The sequence below is a fragment of the Archangium sp. genome (assembly GCF_036277355.1).
GTDB lineage: Bacteria > Myxococcota > Myxococcia > Myxococcales > Myxococcaceae > Archangium.
In genome coordinates, this window is sequence record NZ_DASUNC010000101.1 from 1 (window position 1) to 24,126 (window position 24,126).

The 24,126-nt window shown below is 68.4% G+C and carries 21 protein-coding genes; 10 read left to right on the forward strand and 11 right to left on the reverse strand.

Annotated elements, in window-relative coordinates:
• Together VFZ09_RS25925 and prfA are read right to left on the reverse strand one after the other, a co-directional pair.
• On the reverse strand, positions 1–819 hold an 819-nt coding region (locus VFZ09_RS25925; protein WP_349257909.1), incomplete at its 3' end, for a hypothetical protein.
• Positions 820–863: 44 nt separating this feature from the next.
• Positions 864–1,904, reverse strand: a complete 1,041-nt coding sequence (gene prfA, locus VFZ09_RS25930) for a peptide chain release factor 1 (RefSeq protein WP_329730346.1) — start codon at positions 1,902–1,904, stop codon at positions 864–866.
• A 412-nt stretch (positions 1,905–2,316) separates the two neighbouring features.
• Between prfA and VFZ09_RS25935 the strand changes: the two genes are divergently transcribed.
• The 3 genes from VFZ09_RS25935 (at position 2,317) to smc (ending at position 8,633) form a co-directional block, all read left to right on the forward strand.
• Entirely contained in the window at positions 2,317–3,132 is an 816-nt protein-coding gene (locus tag VFZ09_RS25935) for a tetratricopeptide repeat protein (RefSeq protein WP_329730347.1), read from the forward strand.
• A 17-nt stretch (positions 3,133–3,149) separates the two neighbouring features.
• A complete protein-coding gene (locus VFZ09_RS25940) occupies positions 3,150–4,496 on the forward strand; it encodes a hemolysin family protein (RefSeq protein WP_329730348.1) in 1,347 nt (448 codons plus the stop codon).
• Between the two features lie 537 nt (positions 4,497–5,033).
• Positions 5,034–8,633: a chromosome segregation protein SMC gene (smc, locus tag VFZ09_RS25945; RefSeq protein ID WP_329730349.1), complete on the forward strand. Its 3,600-nt coding sequence runs from the start codon at positions 5,034–5,036 to the stop codon at positions 8,631–8,633.
• 141 nt (positions 8,634–8,774) lie between these two features.
• On the opposite strand, the gene rsgA is transcribed toward smc, so the two are convergent.
• From rsgA to groES, 7 genes are all read right to left on the reverse strand, one after another.
• Positions 8,775–9,860 (reverse strand): ribosome small subunit-dependent GTPase A, encoded by a 1,086-nt coding sequence (gene rsgA, locus VFZ09_RS25950; RefSeq protein ID WP_329730350.1) that lies wholly within the window; start codon positions 9,858–9,860, stop codon positions 8,775–8,777.
• 328 nt (positions 9,861–10,188) lie between these two features.
• Complete coding sequence (locus tag VFZ09_RS25955) at positions 10,189–11,388, reverse strand: hypothetical protein (protein WP_329730351.1); 1,200 nt, start codon at positions 11,386–11,388, stop codon at positions 10,189–10,191.
• Positions 11,389–11,427: 39 nt separating this feature from the next.
• On the reverse strand, positions 11,428–12,807 hold the full coding sequence (locus VFZ09_RS25960; RefSeq protein WP_329730352.1) for a sigma 54-interacting transcriptional regulator: 1,380 nt from the start codon (positions 12,805–12,807) through the stop codon (positions 11,428–11,430).
• A 206-nt stretch (positions 12,808–13,013) separates the two neighbouring features.
• On the reverse strand, positions 13,014–13,436 hold the full coding sequence (locus VFZ09_RS25965) for a hypothetical protein (RefSeq protein ID WP_329730353.1): 423 nt from the start codon (positions 13,434–13,436) through the stop codon (positions 13,014–13,016).
• Between the two features lie 109 nt (positions 13,437–13,545).
• Positions 13,546–13,803: a glutaredoxin 3 gene (grxC, locus tag VFZ09_RS25970; RefSeq protein ID WP_329730354.1), complete on the reverse strand. Its 258-nt coding sequence runs from the start codon at positions 13,801–13,803 to the stop codon at positions 13,546–13,548.
• A 185-nt stretch (positions 13,804–13,988) separates the two neighbouring features.
• Positions 13,989–15,638: a chaperonin GroEL gene (gene groL, locus VFZ09_RS25975; protein WP_329730355.1), complete on the reverse strand. Its 1,650-nt coding sequence runs from the start codon at positions 15,636–15,638 to the stop codon at positions 13,989–13,991.
• Between the two features lie 47 nt (positions 15,639–15,685).
• Complete coding sequence (gene groES, locus VFZ09_RS25980) at positions 15,686–15,976, reverse strand: co-chaperone GroES (RefSeq protein WP_267538613.1); 291 nt, start codon at positions 15,974–15,976, stop codon at positions 15,686–15,688.
• Between the two features lie 405 nt (positions 15,977–16,381).
• On the opposite strand from groES, the gene VFZ09_RS25985 reads away from it, so the two are divergent.
• The 3 genes from VFZ09_RS25985 to VFZ09_RS25995 are packed head-to-tail and all read left to right on the forward strand — an operon-like array spanning position 16,382 to position 18,149.
• A complete protein-coding gene (locus VFZ09_RS25985) occupies positions 16,382–16,975 on the forward strand; it encodes a hypothetical protein (protein ID WP_329730356.1) in 594 nt (197 codons plus the stop codon).
• A 16-nt stretch (positions 16,976–16,991) separates the two neighbouring features.
• Positions 16,992–17,633, forward strand: coding sequence for a hypothetical protein (locus VFZ09_RS25990; RefSeq protein ID WP_329730357.1), 642 nt, complete (start codon positions 16,992–16,994; stop codon positions 17,631–17,633).
• A gap of 33 nt (positions 17,634–17,666) precedes the next feature.
• The gene (locus VFZ09_RS25995; RefSeq protein ID WP_073568152.1) at positions 17,667–18,149 is read left to right on the forward strand and encodes an NUDIX hydrolase; all 483 of its coding nucleotides are present in this window, start codon (positions 17,667–17,669) and stop codon (positions 18,147–18,149) included.
• On the opposite strand, the gene rpoZ is transcribed toward VFZ09_RS25995, so the two are convergent.
• The gene (gene rpoZ, locus VFZ09_RS26000) at positions 18,146–18,391 is read right to left on the reverse strand and encodes a DNA-directed RNA polymerase subunit omega (protein ID WP_043396084.1); all 246 of its coding nucleotides are present in this window, start codon (positions 18,389–18,391) and stop codon (positions 18,146–18,148) included. The two genes, VFZ09_RS25995 and rpoZ, sit on opposite strands and share 4 nt — an antisense overlap.
• Positions 18,392–18,669: 278 nt before the next feature.
• Between rpoZ and VFZ09_RS26005 the strand changes: the two genes are divergently transcribed.
• The 4 genes from VFZ09_RS26005 (at position 18,670) to VFZ09_RS26020 (ending at position 23,137) form a co-directional block, all read left to right on the forward strand.
• Positions 18,670–19,848: an ABC transporter substrate-binding protein gene (locus VFZ09_RS26005; RefSeq protein ID WP_329730358.1), complete on the forward strand. Its 1,179-nt coding sequence runs from the start codon at positions 18,670–18,672 to the stop codon at positions 19,846–19,848.
• Positions 19,849–19,965: 117 nt separating this feature from the next.
• The gene (locus VFZ09_RS26010; protein WP_329730359.1) at positions 19,966–21,375 is read left to right on the forward strand and encodes a sugar porter family MFS transporter; all 1,410 of its coding nucleotides are present in this window, start codon (positions 19,966–19,968) and stop codon (positions 21,373–21,375) included.
• 200 nt (positions 21,376–21,575) lie between these two features.
• Positions 21,576–22,244 (forward strand): hypothetical protein, encoded by a 669-nt coding sequence (locus tag VFZ09_RS26015; protein WP_329730360.1) that lies wholly within the window; start codon positions 21,576–21,578, stop codon positions 22,242–22,244.
• 155 nt (positions 22,245–22,399) lie between these two features.
• Complete coding sequence (locus VFZ09_RS26020; RefSeq protein ID WP_329730361.1) at positions 22,400–23,137, forward strand: hypothetical protein; 738 nt, start codon at positions 22,400–22,402, stop codon at positions 23,135–23,137.
• Between the two features lie 23 nt (positions 23,138–23,160).
• Here the strand turns inward: VFZ09_RS26020 and VFZ09_RS26025 are convergent, their stop codons facing one another.
• Positions 23,161–24,120 (reverse strand): hypothetical protein, encoded by a 960-nt coding sequence (locus VFZ09_RS26025; protein WP_329730362.1) that lies wholly within the window; start codon positions 24,118–24,120, stop codon positions 23,161–23,163.
• Between the last annotated feature and the right edge of the window lie 6 nt (positions 24,121–24,126).

Consider the following 24,126-nt stretch of genomic DNA (forward strand, 5'->3'; position numbering starts at 1 on the left):
GAGGTTGAGGCCTTTGTTCTCCATCGCGCCCGAGTTGTAGTCCTCCACCGCCACCACCATGTAGCGGTCCAGGTCGAGGGCCAGCCCGTAGCGCGCCTCGTCCCAGATCACCGAGGCCAGCAGCGAATTCATCGCGTGCTCGGTCTTCTCCAGGTCGCCCGGGCGCACGTAGACCTGCAGCAGGTGGTCGCGGCCGCCGCGCGTGCGGATGCGCTGGTCGCGCGACACCAGGTTGCCGGCCACCAGGGCGAACAGGTAGCTGGGCTTGGGGAACGGGTCGTGCCACCTGGCGTAGTGGCGACCGCCGTCGAGCAGGCCCTGCTCGACGAGGTTGCCATTGCTCAGCAACACCGGGTAGCGCGCGCGGTTGGCGCGCAACAGCACGGTGTAGACGGCCATCACGTCGGGTCGGTCCAGGAAGTAGGTGATGCGGCGGAAGCCTTCGGCCTCGCACTGCGTGAAGAAGCCGCCGCTGCTGGTGTAGAGGCCCTGCAGCGCGGTGTTCTTGTCGGGCGCGCAGGTATTGCGCACTTCCAGCGTGAAGCGGTCGGCCTCGGGCGGGTTGTCGATGACGAGCTCGCCGCCTTCGTGGCGGAACGAGACGCTGGCGCCGTCGGCCTGCACGCGCAGCAGCGTCAGCGCCTCGCCGTGCAGGCGCAGCGGCTGGCGCGGCAGCGCGAGGTTGCGTTCGATCGTCAGCCGGCTGGCGACGATGGTCTTGGCCGGGTCGAGGTCGAAACTCAGTTCGGCGGCACGGATGAAAAACGCCGGCGCGGCGTAGTCCTCGCGGCGCACGAGAGTCGTGGTGGCTTCACGCATGGGGCGTGGTCTCCAGGGAATGGTGGGCCGGCAGCCCGCGGGGGCTACAGCCCCTGCTTCAGGCTGGCTTCGATGAAGGTGTCCAGGTCGCCGTCGAGCACCTTCTGGGTGTTGCTGATCTCCACGTTGGTGCGCAGGTCCTTGATGCGGCTGTTGTCGAGCACGTAGCTGCGGATCTGGTGGCCCCAGCCGACGTCGGTCTTGGTGTCTTCCAGCTTCTGCTGCGCCTCCTGGCGCTTGCGCAGTTCGAAGTCGTACAGCTTGGAGCGCAGGCGTTTCCAGGCCACGTCGCGGTTGCCGTGCTGGCTGCGACCGTCCTGGCACTGCACCACGATGCCGGTGGGGATGTGCGTGAGGCGCACGGCCGAGTCGGTCTTGTTGATGTGCTGACCACCCGCGCCGGAGGCGCGGTAGGTGTCGGTGCGCACGTCGGCGGGGTTCACCACGACGTCGCTCGTGTCGTCGGCCTCGGGCATCACCGCGACCGTGGCGGCCGAGGTATGGATGCGCCCCTGGGTCTCCGTGGCCGGCACGCGCTGCACCCGGTGCACGCCCGACTCGTACTTCAGGTGGCTGTAGACACCGTCCCCCGAGAGCATGATGGACACGTCCTTGACGCCGCCCACGCCGCCCGCGCTCATGTCCATGATCTCCGCCTTCCAGCCCTTGCGGTCGGCGTAGCGGAGGTACATCTGCATGACCTCCTCGGCGAACAGGCCGGCCTCGTCTCCGCCCGCGCCGGCGCGGATCTCCAGGATGACGTTCTTGTCGTCATTGGGATCCTTGGGCAGCAGGAGGATCTTCAGCTCCGCCTCCATCTCGTCGCGCTGGGCCTTGAGGCCGGGCAGGGACTCGCGGGCGTAGGCCTTCTCGTCGGGGTCCGAGCTGCCGAGCCAGGCCTCGACCTCCTTGAGATCGGCGAGCACCTTGCGGTAGGCCCGGAAGGCCTCCACCAGCTTCTCCAGGCCGGCACGCTCCTTGGAGACCCGCTGCAGCCTGGCCGTGTCGGAGATGATGTCCGGGTTGGACAGGTCGGCGGTGAGCCGCTCGAACTTGCGCTCCACCTCTTCGAGTTTGTCAATCATCGGTCTGGGGTGGGGGTTGTGCCCCGTTGTCCGGCCACTGGCAAGGCCGGACGGGGTCAAGAAATTCCGTGGACTTCCGGGCCGGGAGCGTGAAAAAAGGGCGGTTCGCTGCCGCCAGTGCCAATGCGGCCCACTTCCGCCTATACGGAGTACCAGAAGATGCCTGCCCAGAAGGGAAACCGCAGCAAGAAGAAGCTGTCCAACCGCTCGGCCACGAAGAAGGCGTCGCTCAAGCGCCGCCGCGCTCGCGAGCGCCGCAAGTAGTTCTCCGCCTGCCTCCTCCCCTGGTCTCCGGGGGAGGGGGCGAGTAACCGTCTCCAACGCCGGACTCCCTTGGGGCGGACCCTCTCGGGGCAGCTTGACTCTTGCTTGCGCCCCCAAAGAGGCGGCGCCTACATTGCCCCGCGACTTCATGGCCAGGGAAAACGACAACATCGCGCTCTCCGACGAGCACAACTCGCGTGGCATCGAATTGGCCGATCGCGGGTGGCTGGATGAGGCGATCAAGGAGTTCAAGAAGGCGATCGATCTCGATCCCGACTCCGCCCACGCGCACGACAACCTCGCCACCGTCTACGCGGAGAAGAAGCTCTTCCGCGAGGCCCTCGGGGAGTACCTCACCGCCCTCAAGCTCGAGCCGGAGAGCCCCACCGCGCACTACAACCTCGCCTGCTTCCTGTCCTCCCACGCCGCCGAGATGGCCGTGACCGAGTACCGGGAGGCCATCGAGCTGGACCCCGAGTACCCGGACGCCCACCTCAACCTGGGCCTCACCTACGCGGACCAGGGCCGGATCGAGGAGGCCATGCGCGAGCTGCAGACGGCCATCGAGCTGGAGCCGCAGGACGCCTTCCCCCGGCACGAGCTCGCCGCGCTGCTCATGGACGAGGGGGACTACCGCTCGGCCATCACCCAGCTGAAGGAAGTGGTGCGGCTGGAGGCGGACAACTTCGAGGCGCACCTGGATCTGGGCATCTGCTACGCCCAGAAGGGCTTCTACGCCGAGGCCGAGCGCTCCTACGACAAGGCGCGCGCCCTCAACGCGGACGATCTGCTGCTCAACTACAACCTGGCCGCCCTGTACGCCCTCTGGGGCCGGCGGGCCGAAGCGTTGTCCTACCTGCAGAAGGCCGTGGCCGCGGATCGCCAGAAAGTGCAGGGTTGGCTGGCCACGGATACGATGTTCGACGCTCTGAAGGGCGACCCCGAGTTCGAGGCGCTCTTCTGAGCGTCTGAGCTCTCTCTATGGAATGGGTCTTCCTCGGGCTGGCGATCCTGCTGGTCTTCGCGAACGGGTTCTTCGTGGCGACGGAGTTCGCCATCGTGAAGGTCCGCCACACACGCCTGCAGGCGCTGGTGGACGAGGGCCGGCCGGGTGCTGGCGCCGCCATGAAGATGGTGGAGAAGCTGGACGCCTACCTCTCCGCCACGCAGTTCGGCATCACGCTCGCGTCACTGGGGCTCGGCTGGCTGGGTGAGCCGGCGTTCGCCCATCTGCTGGAGCCGGTGCTGAACCAGGTGGTGCCGGAGGCGGCGGGGCCCACGCTGGCGCACTCGCTGGCGGTGGCCATCGCCTTCGCCATCATCACCTTCCTGCACATCGTGGTGGGGGAGTTGGCCCCCAAGAGCTTCGCCATCCAGCGCGCCGAGGACACGACGCTGACGGTGGCCCTGCCCATGCGGCTCTTCTACTTCGTCTTCTACCCGGCCATCTGGCTCCTCAATGGCGTGGCGGGGTGGTTGCTGAGGGTGGCGGGCCTGCACGGTGCCCACGAGTCGCAGGAGGCCCACAGCGAGGAGGAGCTGCGCGTCATCCTGCATAGCTCGGCGCAGGCGGGCGCCATCACCACGGCGCGCGCGGAGCTGCTGGAGCGCTCGCTGGAGATGGCGCAGAAGACGGCCCGGCAGGTGATGGTGCCGCGCAACCAGGTGAAGTTCCTGGACGTGGAGGAGCCCCTGGACAAGTGCGTCGCGGACGCGCGCGCGGCCGGCCACACGTGGCTGCCGGTGGCCCGGGGCAACATGGACGAGGTGGAGGGGGTGGTGAACGTGAAGGACCTCTTCTTCCTCCTGTCCAAGGGCGACCTGCGCAGCCTCGCCCAGGTGCAGCGCCCGGTGCTCTACGTCCCGGAGCACGTGACGCTGGAGCAGCTGCTCAACGAGTTCCGCCGCCGCCGCCGGCAGATCGCCCTGGTGGTGGACGAGCACGGCGGCACCTCGGGGCTCGTCACGCTCGCGGACGTGGTGGCCGAGGTGGTGGGCGACGTGGCCGAGCTGGGCCGGCGGGTGGACGAGGTGCGCGCCCTGCCGGGTGGCCGCTTCGAGCTGCCGGGCACCGCCCAGCTGGATGACCTGGAGGACCGCCTGGACGTCTCGTTCGAGATCGACGACGAGGACGTCGAGATCACGACGATCGCCGGCTACATCATGGCCCGGCTGGGCCGCATCCCCGAGAAGGGGGACTCGCTCAAGCTGGACATGTGGCGCATCCAGGTGGAGGAGGTGGAGGGGCCGCGCGTGGTGCGGGTGACGGTCGAGCCCCAGGCGAGCCCCAAGCCCCCGGTGACCGCGGCGGTACCGGAAGTCTCCTGAGCCGTCCTGCCCGGCTCAGCCGAAGTTGTAGGCGAAGTCGACCCAGGGGACGGGGATGGGCAGGCCCGGCACGCGAATGCCGCCGAGGTCCACCGCCCAGCTCTCCCCGAAGGGGCGCACCGCCAGCGAGGTGACTGCGCACGGGGACGCTCGCCGGAGCCGGCTTCGATGTTCGGACCTGTAGCAGCCCGTAGTCTGGGTTTGGCCCGCCCGCTCGCCTGGAGAGCGGCCATGTCAGACCGGCCTGCTATGCCGCGAAAGCTCACACGAGGAGCGAGTGAGCGGACAGGCGCCCGAGCCCAGGTCGCCTGTGGAATCGATTGAGGAAGGGTAGGGTCTGTTCTCGCCCTGACAGCCCCCTGTCCGCCAGGCCGGTGGGCGCCATGCTTGCCTGCTCGCATATCGTCACGCATGGCAGGGTCATGCTTGATCGGCTGAGATCCAGCGTGCTACTCGTCTGATCGCTCCGAGGCCGATTTTTCGGCCTCCGGAACGCTTTTCCGCCCGCTCGCCCACCTTTCGGGAGCACGTCTCGACATGCGAATCAAGCGCCTGGATATCACCGGCTTCAAATCGTTCATGGAGCGCAGCGTCTTCACGTTCGATGACGGAGTGACGGGCATCGTCGGCCCCAACGGCTGCGGCAAGTCCAACGTGGTGGACTCCATCCGCTGGGTGATGGGCGAGCAGAGCGCCAAGAACCTCCGTGGCCGCGGCATGGAGGACGTCATCTTCAACGGCTCGGAGTCCAAGCCGCCCCTGTCCATGGCCGAGGTGTCCCTCACCTTCCACGTGGACGACACGGACGTGCTCCCCGCCCACCTCTCGGGCCTGCCGGAAGTCACCGTGACGCGCCGCCTCTTCCGCAGCGGCGAGTCCGAGTACCTCATCAACAAGACCACCTGCCGCCTGCTGGACATCACCGAGCTCTTCCTCGGCACCGGCGTGGGCACCAAGGCCTACTCCATCATCGAGCAGGGCCGCGTCGGTCTCATCGTCTCCAGCAAGCCCGAGGACCGGCGCAACCTCATTGAGGAGGCCGCCGGCGTCACCAAGTACAAGTCCCGCCGCAAGGCCGCCGAGCGCAAGCTCGAGGCCACCCAGGCCAACCTCCTGCGCGTCTCGGACATGACGAACGAGCTGGAGCGCCGCCTGGAGAGCCTGTCGCGCCAGGCCAAGAAGGCCGAGAAGTACAAGAAGCTCAAGGCGCGCATGAAGGAGATTGATCTGCACTCGGCCTCGCACCGCTTCCTGGCGCTGCACGCCGAGTCCAAGGTGCTGGTGGAGAAGCTCAGCAGCCTGGGCGGCGAGGAGCGCGAGAACCTCGAGAAGATGCGCGAGCTGGAGCTGGTCATCACCAACCGCCGCACCGCGCTGGAGTCCGAGACCGAGGCCCTCCAGAAGCTCTCCGCCGAGGTGCACACGCTGGAGAGCAACGTGCAGCGCGCGGACCAGGACCTGGCCTACTGGCGCAAGGACCTGGAGGAGACGAGCGCCCGGGTGGCGCAGTCCGAGGCCGAGCTGCACAACGTCCGCTCCCGCCAGTCCGAGCTGGCCGAGACCATGGCCTCCCGCGAGTCCGAGCTGAGCAACATCGCCGGCTCGTGGAAGGAGGACGAGGTCGCCATGAAGGTGGCGCAGGAGGAGCTGCGCCGGGTGAGCCAGCTGCAGGCGGAGATCTCCCTGCGCCTGGAGCAGGAGCGGGCCGCCGTCGTCACCGTGGCGAGCCGCCTGGCCAACCACGAGAGCAACCTCGTCAACCTGGCCCGCCAGAAGGCGGACCTGGAGTCCCGGCGCGCCCGCAACCGCGCCGAGGCGGACGCGCTGCGCGAGCAGGAGAAGCAGCTCGAGGACGCGCGCCAGCACGTGGCCCGCCGGGTGGAGGACAGCCGCCACCTGTCCATGGAGCTCGCCGAGCGCAAGGGCCACGAGGAAGAGGCCCTGATGCGCACGCGCCAGGCCTTCATGGAGAACGAGGTCCAGGTCATCGGCCTCCGCGAGGAGCTGAGCGACAAGCGCAGCCGGCTGGCCTCCCTGGAGGCGCTCCAGAAGGACTACGAGGGCTTCGACAAGGGCGTGCGCGCGGTCATGGTGCGCGCCGGTGAGGAGGCCCGGCAGCAGGGCATCTTCGGTCTGGTCGCGGACGTCATCTCCACCACGCCCCGCTACGAGCGCGCGGTGGAGGCCGTGCTGGGCGAGCGCCTGCAGCACGTCGTCGTGGAGAGCCGCGACAAGGGCGTGGAGCTGGTGGAGTACCTCAAGTCCGCCCTCGAGGGCCGCGGCAGCTTCCTGCCCGTGCCCACCCCCGAGCGCGTGCCCTCCGCCGTGCAGCCGGACGTGTCCCGCCCCGGCGTGCTGGCCCGCGCCCTCGACGAGGTGACGTGCGAGGAGGCTCTCAAGCCCGTGGTGCAGCTGCTCCTCGGGGACGTGGTCATCGTGGAGGACATGGCCGTGGCCAGGGCGTACGCCGAGGCCGAGGGTTCCTCCTGCACGCTCGTCACCCTGGACGGCGAGGTGTTCCGCCCCGACGGCACCATCATCGGCGGCGAGCGCGAGGGCGTCGCCGTGGGCGCCCTGCAGAAGAAGCGCGAGATTCTCGAGCTGGCCTCCGAGGTGGCCCGCGTCGAGGAGCGCTACAACGAGATCCTCACCCGGCACTACACCCTGCAGAAGCAGATGGGGGACACGGAGGACCTCCTCAAGGGGCTGGCGAAGAACCAGCACGCCGAGGAGCTGAGCCTCGCCAGCCAGGAGAAGGACCTGCACAAGGCGAGCGAGGACCTGGCGCGGGTGCGCGACCGGCTCCGGGCGCTGGACGCCGACGAGGCGCAGCTCACGCAGATGTACGACGGGCTGGCCCACGAGGAGGAGAACAGCCGCGGCGAGGTGGCGCACGGCCAGGCGGACCGCGAGGCCCGTGAGGAGCGCGTGAAGCAGCTGGTGGGCGAGCTGGAGTCGCTCAAGCAGCGGGCGGAGACGGCCACCCACAACCTCACCAGCCTCAAGGTGAAGGTGGCCGCCGGTGGCGAGCGCGGCGAGGCCGCCCGCAAGGAGCTGGAGAGCCTGCTGGCCCAGAAGGAGGAGATGGCCAACCGGGTGCGCAAGCTGGAGTCCACCGTGCGCGAGGGCTCGGCGCGGGTGGAGGAGTTCCAGCGCCGCATCGCCGAGACGGAGGCCGAGCGCGCCAAGAAGGCCGAGGACCTCGCGGTGACGGCCGGCGTCCTGGAGTCGCGGCGCACGGCGCATGGCACCGCCTCGTCCGAGGTGCGCGAGCAGGACAACGCGCTGCGCGAGCTGCGCACGAAGCTGGAGGGCCTCACCCAGGGCCTGTCGCAGATTACGTTGCGCGAGCGGGAGATCGCCCTGGAGCTGGAGCACCTGGTGGCCGGCATCCGCGAGCGGCACGGGACGGAGCTGCAGGAGGAGGTGCACAAGTACCACCTGCTGCCGTCGCTGAGCGAGGAGGCCGAGCAGGAGCTGAAGGACCTGCGCGCCCAGGTGGAGAAGATGGGGGAGATCAACCTCACGGCCATCGACGAGCACGCGGATCTGACGAACCGCTCGGAGTTCCTGCTGACGCAGAAGAAGGACCTGTCCGAGTCGATGGAGAAGCTGCAGGAGGCCATCCGGCGCATCGACGCGTCCAGCCGCGAGCGCTTCAAGCAGACGTTCGACATCGTCAACGAGAAGTTCCAGGCCATCTTCCCGCGCCTGTTCGGCGGCGGCCGGGCGAGCCTCGTGCTGACGAACGAAGGGCAGGGCGGCGAGCCGGGCGTGGAGATCGTCGCGCAGCCCCCGGGCAAGAAGCTGCAGAGCATGAACCTGCTGTCCGGTGGCGAGAAGGCGCTGACGGCCGTGGCCCTCATCTTCGCCATCTTCCTCATCAAGCCCACGCCCTTCTGCCTCCTGGACGAGGTCGACGCCCCGCTGGATGAGGGCAACGTGGGCCGCTACAACGACATGGTGAAGGAGATGAGCAAGCAGTCGCAGTTCATCCTCATCACCCACAACAAGCGCACCATGGAAGTGGCGGACACGCTCTACGGCGTCACCATGGAGGAGCCGGGTATCTCCAAGCTCGTCAGCGTGAAGCTGCGCGAGGCCAAGGCGGCCAACGACAACATCACGGCGGCCTGACCCCCGCTCAACCCCTGCCGTCCAACCACCCCTCTCCCCTCGGGAGAGGGACGGGGTGCGGGTATCCGGCTCCCGGATTCCCCCCGTGTGAAGGCGCGAAACCTGACTCCAGGTCCCGCGCCTTCGCCGTTTCAGGAGGCTTCAGTCCTCTCGCCGTTTGGCGCGAGAGATCTCCCGGCCCATCCGGGAGCGGGCCCGCTCCAGCTGGCGCTGTTGCCGCTGCGCGGCGGGATCCGCTTGCCGGGCCTGCCAGGCCTGCTCGCGCCGCAGCTTCTCGTAGCTGGCCAGCCGCTCCTTGGAGAGCTCTCCGGTCTCCAGGGCGGCGCGCACCGCGCATCCCGGCTCACCCCGGTGGGTGCAGTCCCGGAAGCGGCAGCCGCCGGCCAACGCGAGGATGTCCGCGAAGGCGTGCTCGAGCCCTTCCTCCTCGCCCCACAGCCCGAGCTCGCGCATGCCAGGCCCATCGATGAGCAGCCCTCCGTGGGGCAGCACGAACAGCTCCCGGTGCGTGGTGGTGTGGCGGCCCCTGTCGTCGTCGGCGAGGACGGACTGGGTGGCCAGACGCGACTCGCCCAACAGGTGGTTGACGAGGGTGGACTTGCCCACGCCCGAGGAGCCGAGCATCGCGCCCGTCCTTCCGGCGGGGAGTTGTGCACGCAGCGCCTCGAGCCCCTCCCCGGTGTGCGTGCTCAGCGCGAGCACGGTCACTCCGGGGGCGAGGGCCTCGACTTCGAGCACCCGGGTGGCCGCCTCCGGCTCGAGGTCCGCCTTGCTGAGCACCACCACGGGCGTGGCTTCACTGTTCCACGCCAGGGTGAGCGCCCGCTCGATGCGGCGGGGGTTGAAGTCGCCATCCAACCCCGTCACGAGGAACACCACGTCGAGGTTGGCGGCGATGGGTTGACCCGCGTGCTCGTGGCCCGCCTCGCGCCGCATGAGGACTCCGCGGCGGGGGAGGACGGCGTGCAGCAGGGCCTCGCCTTCGCCGGGAGGCAGTTGCACCGCGACCCAATCGCCGATGGTGGGCAGGGACTCGGCGCTGGCCGCGTGGTGGAGGATCCGTCCCGAGGGCCGCGCGAGCACGGTCCTCTCCGCGGTCTGGACGGTGAGCAGCCCGCGGTCCTGGCGCACGACGCGCCCGGGGATGAGGGAAGGGGAGGACTGGGTGAGGAACTGCGAGAAGGCGGAGGTGAGGTCAGGACCCCAACCGAGGGATTCGAGGAACACTGTGAAGGACTCCGGGCAGAGCGGTGCCGATGGCGCACTTTTGAATTCAAGGGCGCCCAGCAAGGAGCGGGACCGCGCTGCGTCGGACCTTCGGCCGGCTAGGCGGCCCGCGCCTCCTGGGCGAACAGGGCGTCAACCACGGCAAGCGCAATGGGAGCGTTCATGGAATCCTCCGGGGGCAAACCGCTTCTTCTGACTCAACCGACGCGGAAATCCTGACAATTTCCCTCGGGAGGGGGGCGGGCAACCCGGAAAGACAAAAGGCGCGGAACCCGTCGGGAGGGCTCCGCGCCTTCGTCATCCAGGGCCCCTCACGAGGCCCAGGTGGTCACTTGTAGCTGACCTTGGGGCAGGCACCCTGGTCGGCCTTGAGGCGCTCCTCGGCGCTCTTCACGTCCTGCTCGGCGGCGGTGACGGCCTCCTGCAGCTTGCCCTCCAGCTCACCCCAGGCCGCGTCCTTGGCCTTGAGCTCCTGCACGTTGGCCAGCGACTGCTGCTCCACCTGCAGCTGCGCGGTGAGGGCAGCCACCGAGCCCTTGGAGGCCTCGACGAGCGCGTTGCACTTGCTGGTCAGCTCCGGCAGCAGATCGTACTGCTTCTTCTGCGGCGTCTTCTGGAACCTGGTGATCACCGCCTCGTAGATCTCCGCCGCGTTGGCGCGGGTGCCGAAGGCCAGGGCCGTGTTCGCGGCGCGCTGATTGCGCAGCAGATCCAGCTGGTAGAAGCGCAGCTCGGGCGACATGTCCGCCGACATCTCGCTCGCCTGCGAGTGGAAGTGGGTGAAGCGGTAGGGGAACTTCAGCTCGGTCACCGAGATGTTGGCCGGCAGGGCCATCATCTTGGCCTGGAGGCAGGCGGCGAGCGCATCACCCTCGGGGGAGCCGGGGGAATCGAAGACGACCTCCGCCGGGTTCGGCACGCCCTTCTTCAGGTCCACCGTGGCCTTGAGCTGGGGCGGGATCTTCGTGCCGAAGGGGGCGTAGCACTCGCACCAGGTCGGCTCGGCGAGCCGCACCGTGCCCGAGAAGTCCGAGCCCGGGTTGATGCCGAACTTGACGGTGGCGCTGCTGCCCACCTCGTGGACGAAGGTGCTCTCGGACGTCACCGGCTGGGCGCCCTTGGGCAGGGCGGTGAGCGGCACGCGCGTGTCCACCACCTTCTGGATGCAGGCGGTGCCCTCGGGGGTGAGGTTCTCCCCGGAGATGGCGTGGGTGCCACCCTGGTCGGTGAGGGTGGTCTTCACCACCACGCGGGTGGTCTCGGCGCCACCGCGGGACTTGGGATCCACCAGGCACTCCATCACCTCGGGACGGGTGCTCAGGAGCGCGCCCACGAGGACGCCCTCGTTGGGAGGCTGGGGGAGGGTGAGGGCCTTGGGCTGGCACACCGCCACGTCGAAGGGCGGCTGGTTGGTGATGCGCATCCGCTCCTCGGTGGTGGTCGGGCCCGCCGGCTTCTTCTGGGCCTCCTGTACGCCGGCACAGCCGGTGACGGCGAGGATGGACGCGATGGCGATACGGCGCATCATGCTGGGGAATCTCCCTTGGGGTTGGGGAAAAGCGAGGGCCTATTTATCAAGGCCCTCGGCATTCTTGAGATCCTTCAACCGCAGCCCGTTCTTCTTGAGCAGGCGGTAGAGGCTCTGCATGGACAGGCCGGTGTGCTGCTCGGCCGTCTTCATGTCGAAGTTGGACACGCGCATGACCTCGGCGAAGTAGAGGCGCTCGAAGTCCGCCACCACCCGGTCCTTGGCCTCGTGGTAGGGCATGCCGGTGACGAGCGCGGCCACGCTGGTGGTGGGCTGCTGGCCCTCCGCCTTGCGCTCGGGCTGGGCCATGAAGTCCAGCCAGCTCACGTTGCCCGTCTCCTGCATGAGGGCGCCGCGCTCCAGCACGTTGCGCAGCTCGCGCACGTTGCCCGGCCAGTCATAGCCCTCGAAGAGGGCGAGCGTCTGGGGGGTGAGCTCGAAGGAGGACTTGAGGCCGCGCAGCAGGGACTGGGCGAGCACGGGGATGTCCTCGCGCCGGGTGCGCAGCGGGGGCAGGCGCACGCGCGCCACCGCCAGGCGGTAGTAGAGGTCCGCGCGGAAGCGGCCCTGGCGTACGTCTTCCTCCAGGTTGCGGTGCGTGGAGGCGATGACGCGCACGTCCACCTGCACCGGCGCCCCGTCCAGCGAGGGCACCTCGCGCGACTCCAGCACGCGCAAGAGCTTGGGCTGCAGCGACAGGGGCAGCTCCCCCACCTCGTCCAGGAAGAGGGTGCCGCCCTGGGCCGCCTCGAAGACGCCCTTGCCGCCCTCGTCGCCGTTGGAGCGCAGGCCGCCGAACAGCTCGCGCTCGGCCTTCTCCTCGGTGATGAGGTTGCAGTCCACCACCTTGAAGGGGCCGTGCCGCCGCCGCGAGTGCTCGTGCACCGCGCGCGCCGCCAGCTCCTTGCCCGTGCCCGTCTCGCCCTCCAGCAGGAGGTTCATGTCCTCCCGGGCGATGCCGCGCAGCTGCGCGAAGACGACGCGCATCTTCTCCGAGGCCGCCACCAGGTGGCCGAAGGCATCCGCTCCACCCGTCACCTCCACCTCGGTGGCGCGCGCCTCCTGCTTGATGGCCAGCTTCGTCTTGCCCACCATCACCTTGTCACCCGGCTGCAGCAGCGCCTGCATCACCTGATGACCATCCAGGAAGGTGCCGTTGCGGCTGCCCAGGTCGCGCACGATGATTCCCTTGCTGGTCCGCTCCAGCTCGATGTGCCGGCGGCTCACCGTCTGGTCGCTCAGCACCAGGTCGCTCGCCACATCCGAGCCCACGCGCAGCAGCGCATCCTGCGTGGTGACCTTCTTGCCCTTGTCCGGGCCGGCCACCACCTCCACCGTCCAGTCACGCACTTGAATCCGTGTCGAGCGAGCCTCGGGGCTCTGCACGGTCTGGGTGACCTCCGGCCTGTCGTCGATCATTGGCGTAGACCCTCCACCCGGGGCGGCGGACTGGGTACTTCCGCCAGCGTCGCGGGAGTTTCCTGTTTATGGGGCCGTTACGGCGGGAGCAAGCGTTAGTGTCCGAGTGTACGGACCCCTGCATCAGGGCGGCTGTAAAAAAGAAGCCGCCCGGGAGGTCCAGAGCCCTCCCGGGCGTGCGTGCTTCATCGGGTATCCGGGGTCCGTCAGTACCTGGAGGGTGAGTCGCTGGCCGGGAAGGACTCCTTGGCCTGCTCGTCCACGATGTCATCCGAGGCGTTGCCACCGGACTTCACCTGGGCGTTGGTCTGTGCGCCGGCCGAGCGGCGCGCCTTCTTCGTGTCCTGGGCTTGTACCGTCTTCTGGCCGCCGCTGATGCCGCCGCTGGCCTTCACGCCCCCGGTCCGCGCCAGCCGCGCGCCCAGCAGGTTCTTCGCGCGCTCGGCCAGGTCCTTCTGGGCCTCCTGGTAGTCACGGAAGAAGTCCACCAGCTCCTGGTCCCCGCTCTGCTCGGCGTCCTGGATGTACTGGCCGATCTCCGAGGCGCCCTGGAGACAGTGGTAGAGCACGCTGATGACGTCGTAGTTCTCGTCCTGGGTTCCCGTGACCTGTTCCCCTGCCTCTGCCATCGTCCACCTCCGTGGGTGTGGAGTTGCTCCGGGCAACCTGCACACGGTGGAAGGGGGACGCCCGGGGAGCACGGCTGGCCGCCTGCTCCCGGAGGCGCGGAGCGGTGACTCAGGCCTGGAGCATCGGCTCGAGCCGCCCCTCGCTCTCCAGCCGGGCCAGGTCGGAGTAGCCACCCACGTGGGTGTCGCCGATCCAGATCTGCGGCACGGTCCGCTGGCCGCCGCTCATCTCCACCAGCTTCGACCGCATGTCGTCGTCACCGGTGACGTCCAGCTCCTCGTACTTCACGCCCTTGCGCGTCAGCAGATCCTTGGCCCGGACGCAGTAGCCGCAATAGGTGGTGGTGTAGATTTTCACGGGCTTCACGCATGTCCTCCTCGTGTCTTCCTCCAAACTAAGGGGGAGGGGGACGCCACGCCACCCGGCGTACGCTCGGCTCCCTGAAACGCGAACGGCCCCCGGCTCCACGAGGGAACCGGAGGCCGTCGCTGGAGGCACTCCCACGGACACCGGAGCGCGAGAGGCACCCGCGCTCCGCTGCCCGGGGGCGACTACATGCCCATGCCGCCCATACCGCCCATGCCGCCCATGCCGCCCATACCGCCGCCGGCGGGCATGTCCTTCTCCTCCTTCGGACGCTCGGCCACCATCGCCTCGGTGGTGAGCATCAGGGAGGCCACGGAGGCCGCGTTCTGCAGCGCGTAGCGGCTCACCTTGGCCGGGTCGATGACGCCGGCGGCCAGCAGGTCCTCGTAGACGCTGGTGGCGGCGTTGAAGCCGAACGAGCCCGTGCCCTCCTTGACCTTGTTGACGATGACGCTGCCCTCGAGGCCGCCGTTGCCGACGATCTGGCGCAGCGGCTCCTCGACGGCGCGGCGGATGATGTCCACGCCGAACTTCTCACCGGCCTCGACCTTGAGGGTGTCCAGGGCCTTGGAGCAGCGCAGCAGGGCCACGCCACCACCAGGCACCACGCCCTCCTCGACGGCGGCGCGGGTCGCGTTGAGCGCGTCCTCGACGCGAGCCTTCTTCTCCTTCATCTCGGTCTCGGTCGCGGCGCCCACGTTGATGACGGCCACGCCGCCCACCAGCTTCGCCAGACGCTCCTGGAGCTTCTCGCGATCGTAGTCGCTGGTGGTCTCCTCGATCTGGGCGCGGATCTGCTTCACGCGCGCCTCGATGTCCTTCTGCGCACCGGCACCGTCGACGATGGTGGTGTTGTCCTTGTCGATGGTGATGCGCTTGGCCTTGCCCAGATCCTGGAGCGTCAGCGTCTCCATCTTGATGCCCAGGTCCTCGGCGATCATCCGGCCGCCCGTCAGGGTGGCGATGTCCTCGAGCATGGCCTTGCGGCGGTCACCGAAGCCCGGCGCCTTCACGGCCGCCACGTTCAGCACGCCACGGATCTTGTTCACCACCAGGGTGGCCAGGGCCTCGCCCTCGATGTCCTCGGCGATGATCAGCAGCGGCTTGCCGGAGCGGGCCACCTGCTCGAGGATGGGGAGCATGTCCTTCATCGAGGAGATCTTCTTCTCGTTGATGAGGATGAGGGCGTCGTTGAGGACGACCTCCATGCGCTCCGGGTCCGTCACGAAGTACGGGGAGAGGTAGCCGCGGTCGAACTGCATGCCCTCGACCACGTCCAGGGTGGTGTCCAGGCCCTTGGCCTCCTCCACCGTGATGACGCCCTCCTTGCCGACCTTCTCCATCGCATCGGCGATGATCTGCCCGATGGTGGTGTCGCCGTTGGCGGAGATGGTACCGACCTGGGCGATCTCCTTCTTGTCCTTGGTCGGCTTGGCCAGCGTCTTCAGCTCGGCCACGATGGCGGCCACGGCCTTGTCGATGCCGCGCTTGATGTCCATCGGGTTGTGACCGGCGGCCACCAGCTTCGCGCCCTCGCGGAAGATGGCCTGGGCCAGCACGGTCGCGGTGGTGGTGCCGTCACCGGCCACGTCGGAGGTCTTGGAAGCCACCTCCTTCACCATCTGCGCGCCCATGTTCTCGAACTTGTTCTCCAGCTCGATCTCCTTGGCCACGGTCACGCCGTCCTTGGTGATCGTGGGGGAGCCGAACGACTTCTCGATCACCACGTTGCGGCCCTTGGGGCCCAGGGTGACCTTGACCGCGTCGGCCAGGATGTTCACGCCGCGGAGAATGGCCTCGCGAGCGCGCACGTCGAACAGAATGTCTTTCGCCATAGTGATGAATTCCTTTGGGTGGGTTGAGGAGCGGGGAAGGGGGACGACTACTTCTCGATCACGCCGAGCACATCCTCCTCACGGAGGATGAGGTGCTCCTCACCGTCGATCTTGATCTCGGTGCCCGCGTACTTGCTGAACAGGATGGTGTCGCCGGCCTTGATGTCGAGCGGGCGGACCTTGCCGTCCTCGAGCACCTTGCCGTTGCCGACCGCGATCACGTGGCCCTCGAGGGGCTTCTCCTTGGCGGTGTCGGGGATGAACAGACCGCCCTTGGTCTTGTTCTCCTCGGCCACGCGCTTGACGATCAGGCGGTCCTGCAGGGGACGAATCTTCATGGTCTGTCTCCTTGAGCTGGGGCGCCCCGGCATGCGGAGCACCCATGGGGGTGGGAATAGGGGCCTCGCGGCCCGGGCCGTTAGCACTCGCACCTCGCGAGTGCCAATCAGCCAGCGCGCGGGATAATAACCAGCGAAGTCGACCCGTCAAGCGAGCCGGGACCGCGGGGAGGGGTCTCGCCAAGTTCCCGTCACAATTGGGTTTTTCCGCTCTGTCTTCCTGTGGACGTCGGGAGCCGGACAGCGGGGGACCCCCACTGTTTCTGGCAGTCGTGGGGGTCGAGTGCCAGCGTAAGTACCCGGAATGACTGGGGGACCTTTTGCCGCACGTGGGGGGGCGTTGGTAACTTTTACGTGGCGTCCCCGGCCCGCAAAACCCTGGGGGGCGTTGGAGGTCGAGAGTCCATGAGTCAACTGGTGACGGCCCCGTCGTTGAAGGAGTTCTTCAAGGCGCTGTTGGAAGAAGTCATCCGGCGCCAGAAGCTCGCTGTCGGGGAGACGACGGAATTCTACCTGGTCAACCTGCTGGCCGAGTTCGCCTGTACCGACAACCTGTTCAGCAAGGGGGAGGACGGGCGCAAGGAGCAGGAGCCGCTCGCCATGCTGTACCACCGCTCGCTGCAGCAGCAGCGCGACGAGCGCATCCGCACCCTGCGGCGGCTGGGGGACGTGTCGCTCTACCAGGCGGGCTTCTTCTCCGGCGCGCTGCGCGAGAGCGCCGTGGGCCAGGACTACTACATCCAGATGGGCGGCGCGGCCTACGGGCAGCTGGCGGACCTGGCGCCCGCCGCGGGCTTCGCCGCCGTCTACCGGGAGCTGAGCGCCCGCTTCCGCGCCCTGGTGGACGTGCTGGAGGAGATCGCCGCACGGGGGCTGGTGCAGAACGGCCCCTCGGGCGCCCTCAAGGTGTACGAGAGCTGGGTGCGCACCGGCAACGACAAGCTGGAGCAGGTGCTGGTGGATGCCGGCCTGGTGACGCCCAAGGGCCTGCCGAACTGAAGCCGGGAGGCCCTGAATGATAGGCCGAGTGCAGGAGCACCTGGAGGCCATCTACGGCATCACCTGCGCCGCGCGGGCGGAGGGCTTCGTGGTGGACCGCGAAGCCGCCGTCCAGCTGGGCGCCACCGGGCGCAGTGAGGAGGAGCTGCTCGTCCACGAGGCGGAGGGAGAGCTGGAGATGGCCCTCTACCTCGCCCCCGCGCTGCTCCACCGCCTCAAGCCCTACGAGAGCGGCCCCGTGGACTCATTGTTGGAGTCCGAGCTGGACGGCTTCTGCCAGCTCGCCGAGGGCGTCTCGCACTTCCTCTACGTGGCGCACACCGCCATACATGGGCGTACCGTCTCCCTGCTGGAGCTGGAGGCGCAGGCGGAGGTGGACAAGTTCGCCCTGTGCCTGCTGCACCGGTGGGGGGATGGGGTGGGGAGGTGGGCGGAGGAGCTGTTGGGGAGGCTGTTCGACCGGGTGTCCTACCGGGAGCGGCTGTCCGCGGCGGAGCGGTGGCGGTACGAGGAGGCCAACCGGCTGTCACGCAACTTCTGCTCGCGGTTGATGGGGCACGTGACGGGGCGGCGGCTGGAGCGGCTGCTGACGGATCTGCGTTACGCGTACCGGTTGGGGGCAGAAGCCAAGCTGCGGCATTTCGGACAAGTCTCCTGACCGCGGCGGCCGGGCATCGGTTAACTTGAGGCCATGCCCCGTGAGGCGTCCGCCGGAGGAATAGTCATCCGAGAGCAGGGGGGCGAGCTGGAGGTGGCCGTCATCCGGCCCCACGGCCGCTCCCTGTGGGCGCTTCCCAAGGGGCATGTGGACCCGGGGGAGACGCCCGAGCAGACCGCCGTGCGCGAGGTGTGGGAGGAGACGGGGCTGAAGGCCACGCTCGTCGCGCCGCTGGGGGAGATCCGCTACGTCTACCAGTTCCGCGGGCAGCGCATCTTCAAGCGGGTGCACTTCTACCTGTTCCGCTACCAGTCCGGGGTGCTGGGAGACATCCAGCACGCGGGCCACCGGGTGGAGGTGGACGAGACGCGCTGGGTGCCGCTGACGCGGGTGGCGGCGCTGCTGGGCTACAAGGGCGAGAAGGCCATCGCCGCGCGCGCGGCCAGGATGCTGCTGCGCGCGGGGGCCAGCCTCGCCCTGTCCGGGCTGTTACGCCCGGAGGGCTCGGGCGACTAGGCGCCGTTGGCCTTCTCGGACGCGGCGTACTTGCCGGTGAGGGCCTCGCGCACGTCCCGGTCGAACTTCACGTGGCCGGTGGCCACCTCGCGCAGGGAGAGCACGGGCGGCTTGTTCTTCGAGGTGTCGATGATGGGGCGGGCGCCGGCCATGAGCTGACGGGCGCGCTTGGCCGCCAGCAGCACGAGCGCGAAGCGGTTGTCGACCAGGGGGAGGCAGTCTTCGACTGTGACGCGAGCCATGGTGGGAAACGTCCTTCGCTAAGTACTGGGAGAAGAGATTCAACCTAGAGAGGGACCCCCACCGAGTCAAGGAAGGATGACGCGCCCCGTGGGGCAGGGGAAGCGCGGGGGCGCTCGGCCGCCCGTGTGCTACCCTTGTCGAGGCCTGAACGGACCCCCCGGCTGACGCCGCCCTGGACCTCTCCCGGCGTGCTCGCTGGCGGACGCGGTAGCCGATGCCCTGAAGCGGGTCTCGCTCCGGTTGAAGCACGTACAGAGTGCGCCCCAGAGAGTCCCCCATGCACCGCCTCCTGCCCCTGTTCGCCACCGTCGCCCTGTGTTCCCTCGCCTGCGAGCGGAAGTCCCCGCCGCCTCCGCCCTCCGCTCCCGCCACCTCGGAGCAACGCGCCCCCACACAGGAGGGGCCCATCGTCATCGGCTCGTTGGGGAGTCTCACGGGCTCGGAGGCCTCGTTCGGCACGGTGGTGCGCGATGGCATCCAGTTCGCCGTGGAGCAGGTGAACGCCGCCGGCGGCGTGAAGGGCCGCAGGGTGGAGCTCCGCTCCTATGACACCCAGGGCAAGCTCGAGGAGTCCGTGGCCGCGGCCAAGCGCCTCCTCACGCAGGACAAGGTGGTGCTCATCCTCGGAGACGTGACGTCGTCCGGCTCGCTGGCCATCGCCGACGCGGTGCAGGCGGCCCGCGTGCCCATGGTGACGCCCTCGTCCACCCACCCCGACGTCACGAAGAAGGGCGACTTCATCTTCCGCACCTGCTTCATCGATCCCTTCCAGGGCGGTGCCATGGCCCGCTTCGCCCGGGAGAACCTGAAGCTCGAGCGCGTGGCGGTGCTGCACGACAGCAAGAACGCCTCCTCGCTCGGCCTGAGTGACGCCTTCATCGAGACCTTCAAGAAGCTGGGCGGGACCGTGGTGGCGGTGGAGAGCTACTCGAAGGGGGACTCGGACTACCGCGGGCCGCTGCTGGCGGTGAAGAAGGCGAAGCCCCAGGCCCTGTACCTGCCGGGCTTCTACAGTGAGGTGGGCGTCATCGCCCGCCAGGCACGCGAGATGGGCCTGACGATGCCGCTGCTCGGCGGCGATGGCTGGGAGTCGGACCGCATCTTCGAGCTCGCGGGCGGCGCGCTGGAAGGCGCCTCCTACTCGTCCCACTACGCCGAGGACAACCCCGCCCCCGAGCTCCAGCGCTTCATCACCTCGTTCCGCGAGCGCTACGGCCGCTCTCCCGAGGCCGCCTCCGCGCTGGGCTACGACGCGGCGAAGGTGGCGCTCGCGGCCATCGAGCGGGCGAAGTCACTCTCCGGCCCGGACATCCGCGACGCGCTCGCGAGCACGAAGAACCACCCCGGCGCCACGGGCACCCTCACCCTGGACGCGGACCGCAACCCGGTGAAACCCGCCGTCATTCTCACGATCCGCGAAGGCAAGCGCCGGTTCGCCGCCGCCGTGACACCCTGAGCCCTCTCGAGCCTTGTCGCCTCCCGGTCGTTTTCCACCGGCCAACACCTGTCTTCTTTTGAGGGATGACGTCGGACCCGGAGTGCGGATGTTGGGTGCGCTCTGGGAGGTCTCCGTATGGCGGATGTGCGCGATGAGGCGTTGGCCGAGGAAGGCTCATCGCTCAAGGTCGTGATGATTGCCGCGGTGGCCGCCGTGGGTGGCTTCCTGTTCGGTTTCGACACGGCGGTCATCAATGGGGCCGTCGGCGCCCTGCAGTCCACCTTCCATGCGAGTGACGCGGCCATCGGCATCTCCGTGTCCTCGGCGCTCCTGGGCTCGGCGGTGGGAGCCTTCGTGGGCGGGCAGCTGGCCGACCGCATGGGCCGCACCCGGACGATGGTGGTGGCCTCGGTCCTCTTCTCCGTGGGCACCGCGGGCTCCGGCGTGGCCTTCGGGCTGGTGGATTTCAGCCTCTGGCGCCTGGTGGGCGGCATCGCGGTGGGCATCGCCAGCGTCATCGCCCCCGCCTACATCGCGGAGATCGCCCCGGCCCACCTGCGGGGCCGGCTCGGCTCGCTCCAGCAGCTGGCCATCGTCTCCGGCATCTTCGCCGCGCTGCTCGTGGACTACGGCATCGCCGCGGCGGCGGGCGGCTCCGCCTCGAATCCCCTCTGGCTCGGCATGGCGGCGTGGCGGTGGATGCTCCTGTCCGAGCTTCCCCCCGCGGTCCTCTATGGCATCGGCGCCCTGCTGATTCCCGAGTCCCCCCGCTACCTCGTCGCCAAGAAGCGCGATGACAAGGCCCGGGACGTGCTCCGCTCCATCATCGGGGCTCGCGCCGAGGCGAAGGTGGAGGAGATCCGCCAGAGCCTCTCGAGCGAGCACACCGGCCGGTTCTCGGACCTCCGGGGCCGCTTCGGGCTGCTGCCCATCGTCTGGGTGGGCATCGGACTGTCCGTCTTCCAGCAGTTCGTGGGCATCAACGTCATCTTCTACTACTCGAGCGTCCTCTGGCAGGCGGTGGGGTTCTCCGAGCGGGACTCGCTGGCCATCACCGTCATCACCAGCGTCACCAACATCGTCACCACGTTCATCGCCATCGCCACGGTGGATCGCTTCGGGCGCAAGCCGCTGCTCATCGTGGGCTCGGTGGGCATGGCGCTGACGCTCGGGGCGATGGCGTACCTGTTCGGCACGGCCGGGGCGGATGCCGCGGGCAATCCCGTCCTCCAGGGAGCGGCGGGGACCATCGCCCTGGTGGCCGCCAACCTCTACGTCTTCTGCTTCGGCCTGTCCTGGGGACCCGTGGTGTGGGTGCTGCTCGGGGAAATGTTCAACAACCGCATTCGCGGCCGTGCGCTGGCGCTCGCGGGCTCGGCGCAGTGGATCGCCAACTTCATCGTCTCCTCCACGTTCCCCTCCCTGCGCACCGCGGGCCTGGGGCTGGCCTATGGGCTCTACACCGCCGCCGCCGTGGCCTCGCTCGTCTTCGTGCTCGTCTTCATCCGGGAAACCAAGGGCAAGGAACTGGAGGACATGGAGTGATGGAGGGCCAGAGGCAATCCCCTGAACGCCTGCGCGACTGGGCCGAGGCGTGTTGAGCCGCTTGATGCGGCCCTCCTCGATGCTCCTGCTCGCCATGGCTCCCTTTTTGTCGCTGGCCGCTTGTCCTCACTCGCGCGGCTGGTCCATAATCCATCCACCTTCTGCCCATCAAAGCCCCAGCTCACCGCCCGATGCACTTCATGTTCGGACACGTCTCGCGCCAGAGCACACCCCTGAACGTGATGAGGATCCGAGCAGCGCTGATGGGGCTGTGCCTTCTCGGCTGCGCCAGCGGCCCACATACCGGACAGACGGAAGACTACGGCTTTTTGGGAGACTCCGAAATCGTCTGGGTACGTGGTCCATGGAAGGACATCCGTCCCTCGACAGATGTGGATGAAGTCATCGACCAGCTCTGCCCAGCGGTGCTGGCACTCCCCAGAGCGCAGCTGGGCGAATATGGTCAGGAGTACTGCGGCGTCATCTACTCGTTCGAGGATGGCCTCTACTACGCGAGCATGCCCTCTCCCCTGACGAAAGCGGCGCTGGTGGGCCCGAGCAGAAGGAAGTCCTGTTTCTCACCAGCGGTGGTGAAGGACCCTCGAGGCCAGCTCGCGCCTCTTGCCGACTTCCACAGCCATCCATGGCCCTCCTCGCCCTTGAGCGAGCCAGACAGGCGTGGGCGGAATCAGCGTTATCGCGTTCGCATCCAGTTCGATACGACCTGCCGCATCCAGAAGTTCGTGCCCTATGTCCGTGAGGCCCGGCCCGGCGAGGTCTATGAACGGCAGTCCGGGAACTGGAAGCTCATCGGCTACATCCAACCCCAGAACAAGGACTCAGGCTTCATCACCCCTGTACAGCCATGAATACCCATCTGCACTCTCGGCGCCGTTGGGAGGCGTTCATGGGAAGAGCCGCCGGCCTGATGCTCTGCTGGGCCGTGTCGGGATGCATGACAGCTCGCAGCTCTGTCCGTTACGTTCCAGCCGAAGAGGCCGCCTGGTTCAAGTTCGGAAGGGATTTGCCCGAAGAGGGGAGGGTCGAACTCTCCGGTGCCCGGGCCGCGGCCATCCAACTCGCCATGGCGCGTTTCCTCCCGTGGGATGTGCGTCCTCCAGCCGGAGCAACCCGGAGCGACATCTGCATCCTCCAGCGCCAATCCTGGGACGTGGAGACGGCGCCAGGAAGGGACGGCACCACCCTGGTCCGCTTCTCCCTCGCCCCTGGAGCTTGTTACCGGTGGGGTCCGCCGCTGGACATGGAAGCCACCTATGAAGTGGACCTGCGGAACGGGCAACTCCTGGAGAGGGACCCGATGCAGCCTCCTCCCGAGCTTCCCAGGGAAGGACGGCTCCACCTCGAGGGCAACATCGCCGCGGCCATCCAGCTCGCCCTGGAGGACTTTCTTCCCAGCGAGGCCCTACCGCCCAAGGACACCCGTCCAGAAGAGGCGTGTCTCTACCGGCCCGGCTCCTATGACGTCACGGCGGCTCCTGAGCCCACGGGAGTCGTGCAGGTCCGATTCACTGTCGATGAGCGAGCCTGCCAGACGAACGCGCTGTGGGGCTCTTCGGGAGCCCTGGCCAGCATGGACAGAACCGTTCATGCCGTGGACATCCGCACGATGCGCATTCTCGCTGTCGGCAATCACGCGCACCTGAGACCCGCTGCTCAGACTCCAATCGAGCAGAAGCTGGAGAAAGAGAAGCCGGCAGCGAGTGCCCCCAGGAGTGAGCCGGACAAGGCCCAACCGGACTGAGCATGGAGTGAGGGAGGGCCCGCTCACGGCTGCTCCAGCGCGGACACGTCCGGGCAGGCGGAGGCACTGCCCACCACCGCAGGCTCCCAGCTCCGCTTCAGATAGGTGACGCGGAAGCTGGCATCCCAGCACTCCACCTGCGTGGCGGTGAAGCCCGGAGGCACGTCTCCGCCCGTCACCGAGATGATTCCCACGCCTCCCCGGTCCGTCGTCCACCGGCTGATGATGGCGAGGTCCTCCTTCTGCGTGCCGGGGAGGATGTCGGTGTCCTCCAGCAGGAAGCCCATCTCTCCGAGGCCGCTGGGAAGCTCGCGGTACGCGTAGAGGAGCTCGGAGGCCTTCTCGGGCGAGGAGGGCACGAAGCGCATCCGCACGGTGATGGGGAGCGCGCGCGTCTGGTAGACGATCTCCAACAGGTCCAAATCCGCGAGCCCTTTGACGTCGAAGCCGTGGGCCTTCGTCTGCTTCACGAGGATCCTCACCGCGCCCGTGCCCTTGCGCAGCCCACCGTCCGGCTGGAAGGTGCCCTCGATGGCGGACCACCACCCCTCCTCTCCAGTGCCCTGGGTCCGGAACTGGAGCAGGTAGATGAAGCTGTCGGGCTCGCGCTTCATCGCGAAGCGCACCTCGTGACCGGGGTGGTCCGGGTCCGGCCAGGGTCCCCACACGCGCAGCTCCGGCGCACGTGTCGTGGGCGGCAGCTCGCGGATCCGCTCCAGCAGGGTGAGCAGCCCATCCATCCCGTTGTTGAACGTGTCCGAGGCGGCGCGCGTGTCCCGGTAGAGCGTGGACGGCTCTCCCACGGCCAGGGCATCCGTGCGCCGGCGCAGCCCCCCCTCGCTCACCGTGCCGCTGGAGCCGGGAAGCTCGGAGGCCAGGTCCTCCCGGGTGGGCAGGGCGTTGAGGAACTCGAGATCGTCGTTGGAGAAGTTCCCGCCGCACGCGGCGAGGCAGCCCAGCAGCAGGAGCCAGCAGTGGCGCATGAGGCG

Excerpts from the sequence above, each read along its gene's own strand:
- VFZ09_RS25995 (WP_073568152.1), top strand. The coding sequence starts at position 17,667 with ATGCCCCGTGAGGCGTCCGCCGGAGGAATAGTCATCCGAGAGCAGGGG.
- groES (WP_267538613.1), bottom strand. The coding sequence starts at position 15,976 with ATGAAGATTCGTCCCCTGCAGGACCGCCTGATCGTCAAGCGCGTGGCC.
- VFZ09_RS25955 (WP_329730351.1), bottom strand. The coding sequence starts at position 11,388 with ATGATGCGCCGTATCGCCATCGCGTCCATCCTCGCCGTCACCGGCTGT.
- VFZ09_RS25960 (WP_329730352.1), bottom strand. The coding sequence starts at position 12,807 with ATGATCGACGACAGGCCGGAGGTCACCCAGACCGTGCAGAGCCCCGAG.
- smc (WP_329730349.1), top strand. The coding sequence starts at position 5,034 with ATGCGAATCAAGCGCCTGGATATCACCGGCTTCAAATCGTTCATGGAG.
- VFZ09_RS25965 (WP_329730353.1), bottom strand. The coding sequence starts at position 13,436 with ATGGCAGAGGCAGGGGAACAGGTCACGGGAACCCAGGACGAGAACTAC.
- VFZ09_RS26015 (WP_329730360.1), top strand. The coding sequence starts at position 21,576 with ATGTTCGGACACGTCTCGCGCCAGAGCACACCCCTGAACGTGATGAGG.
- VFZ09_RS25990 (WP_329730357.1), top strand. The coding sequence starts at position 16,992 with ATGATAGGCCGAGTGCAGGAGCACCTGGAGGCCATCTACGGCATCACC.
- VFZ09_RS25940 (WP_329730348.1), top strand. The coding sequence starts at position 3,150 with ATGGAATGGGTCTTCCTCGGGCTGGCGATCCTGCTGGTCTTCGCGAAC.
- groL (WP_329730355.1), bottom strand. The coding sequence starts at position 15,638 with ATGGCGAAAGACATTCTGTTCGACGTGCGCGCTCGCGAGGCCATTCTC.
- rpoZ (WP_043396084.1), bottom strand. The coding sequence starts at position 18,391 with ATGGCTCGCGTCACAGTCGAAGACTGCCTCCCCCTGGTCGACAACCGC.
- VFZ09_RS26025 (WP_329730362.1), bottom strand. The coding sequence starts at position 24,120 with ATGCGCCACTGCTGGCTCCTGCTGCTGGGCTGCCTCGCCGCGTGCGGC.
- VFZ09_RS26010 (WP_329730359.1), top strand. The coding sequence starts at position 19,966 with ATGGCGGATGTGCGCGATGAGGCGTTGGCCGAGGAAGGCTCATCGCTC.
- VFZ09_RS25935 (WP_329730347.1), top strand. The coding sequence starts at position 2,317 with ATGGCCAGGGAAAACGACAACATCGCGCTCTCCGACGAGCACAACTCG.
- VFZ09_RS25985 (WP_329730356.1), top strand. The coding sequence starts at position 16,382 with ATGAGTCAACTGGTGACGGCCCCGTCGTTGAAGGAGTTCTTCAAGGCG.
- prfA (WP_329730346.1), bottom strand. The coding sequence starts at position 1,904 with ATGATTGACAAACTCGAAGAGGTGGAGCGCAAGTTCGAGCGGCTCACC.
- VFZ09_RS26005 (WP_329730358.1), top strand. The coding sequence starts at position 18,670 with ATGCACCGCCTCCTGCCCCTGTTCGCCACCGTCGCCCTGTGTTCCCTC.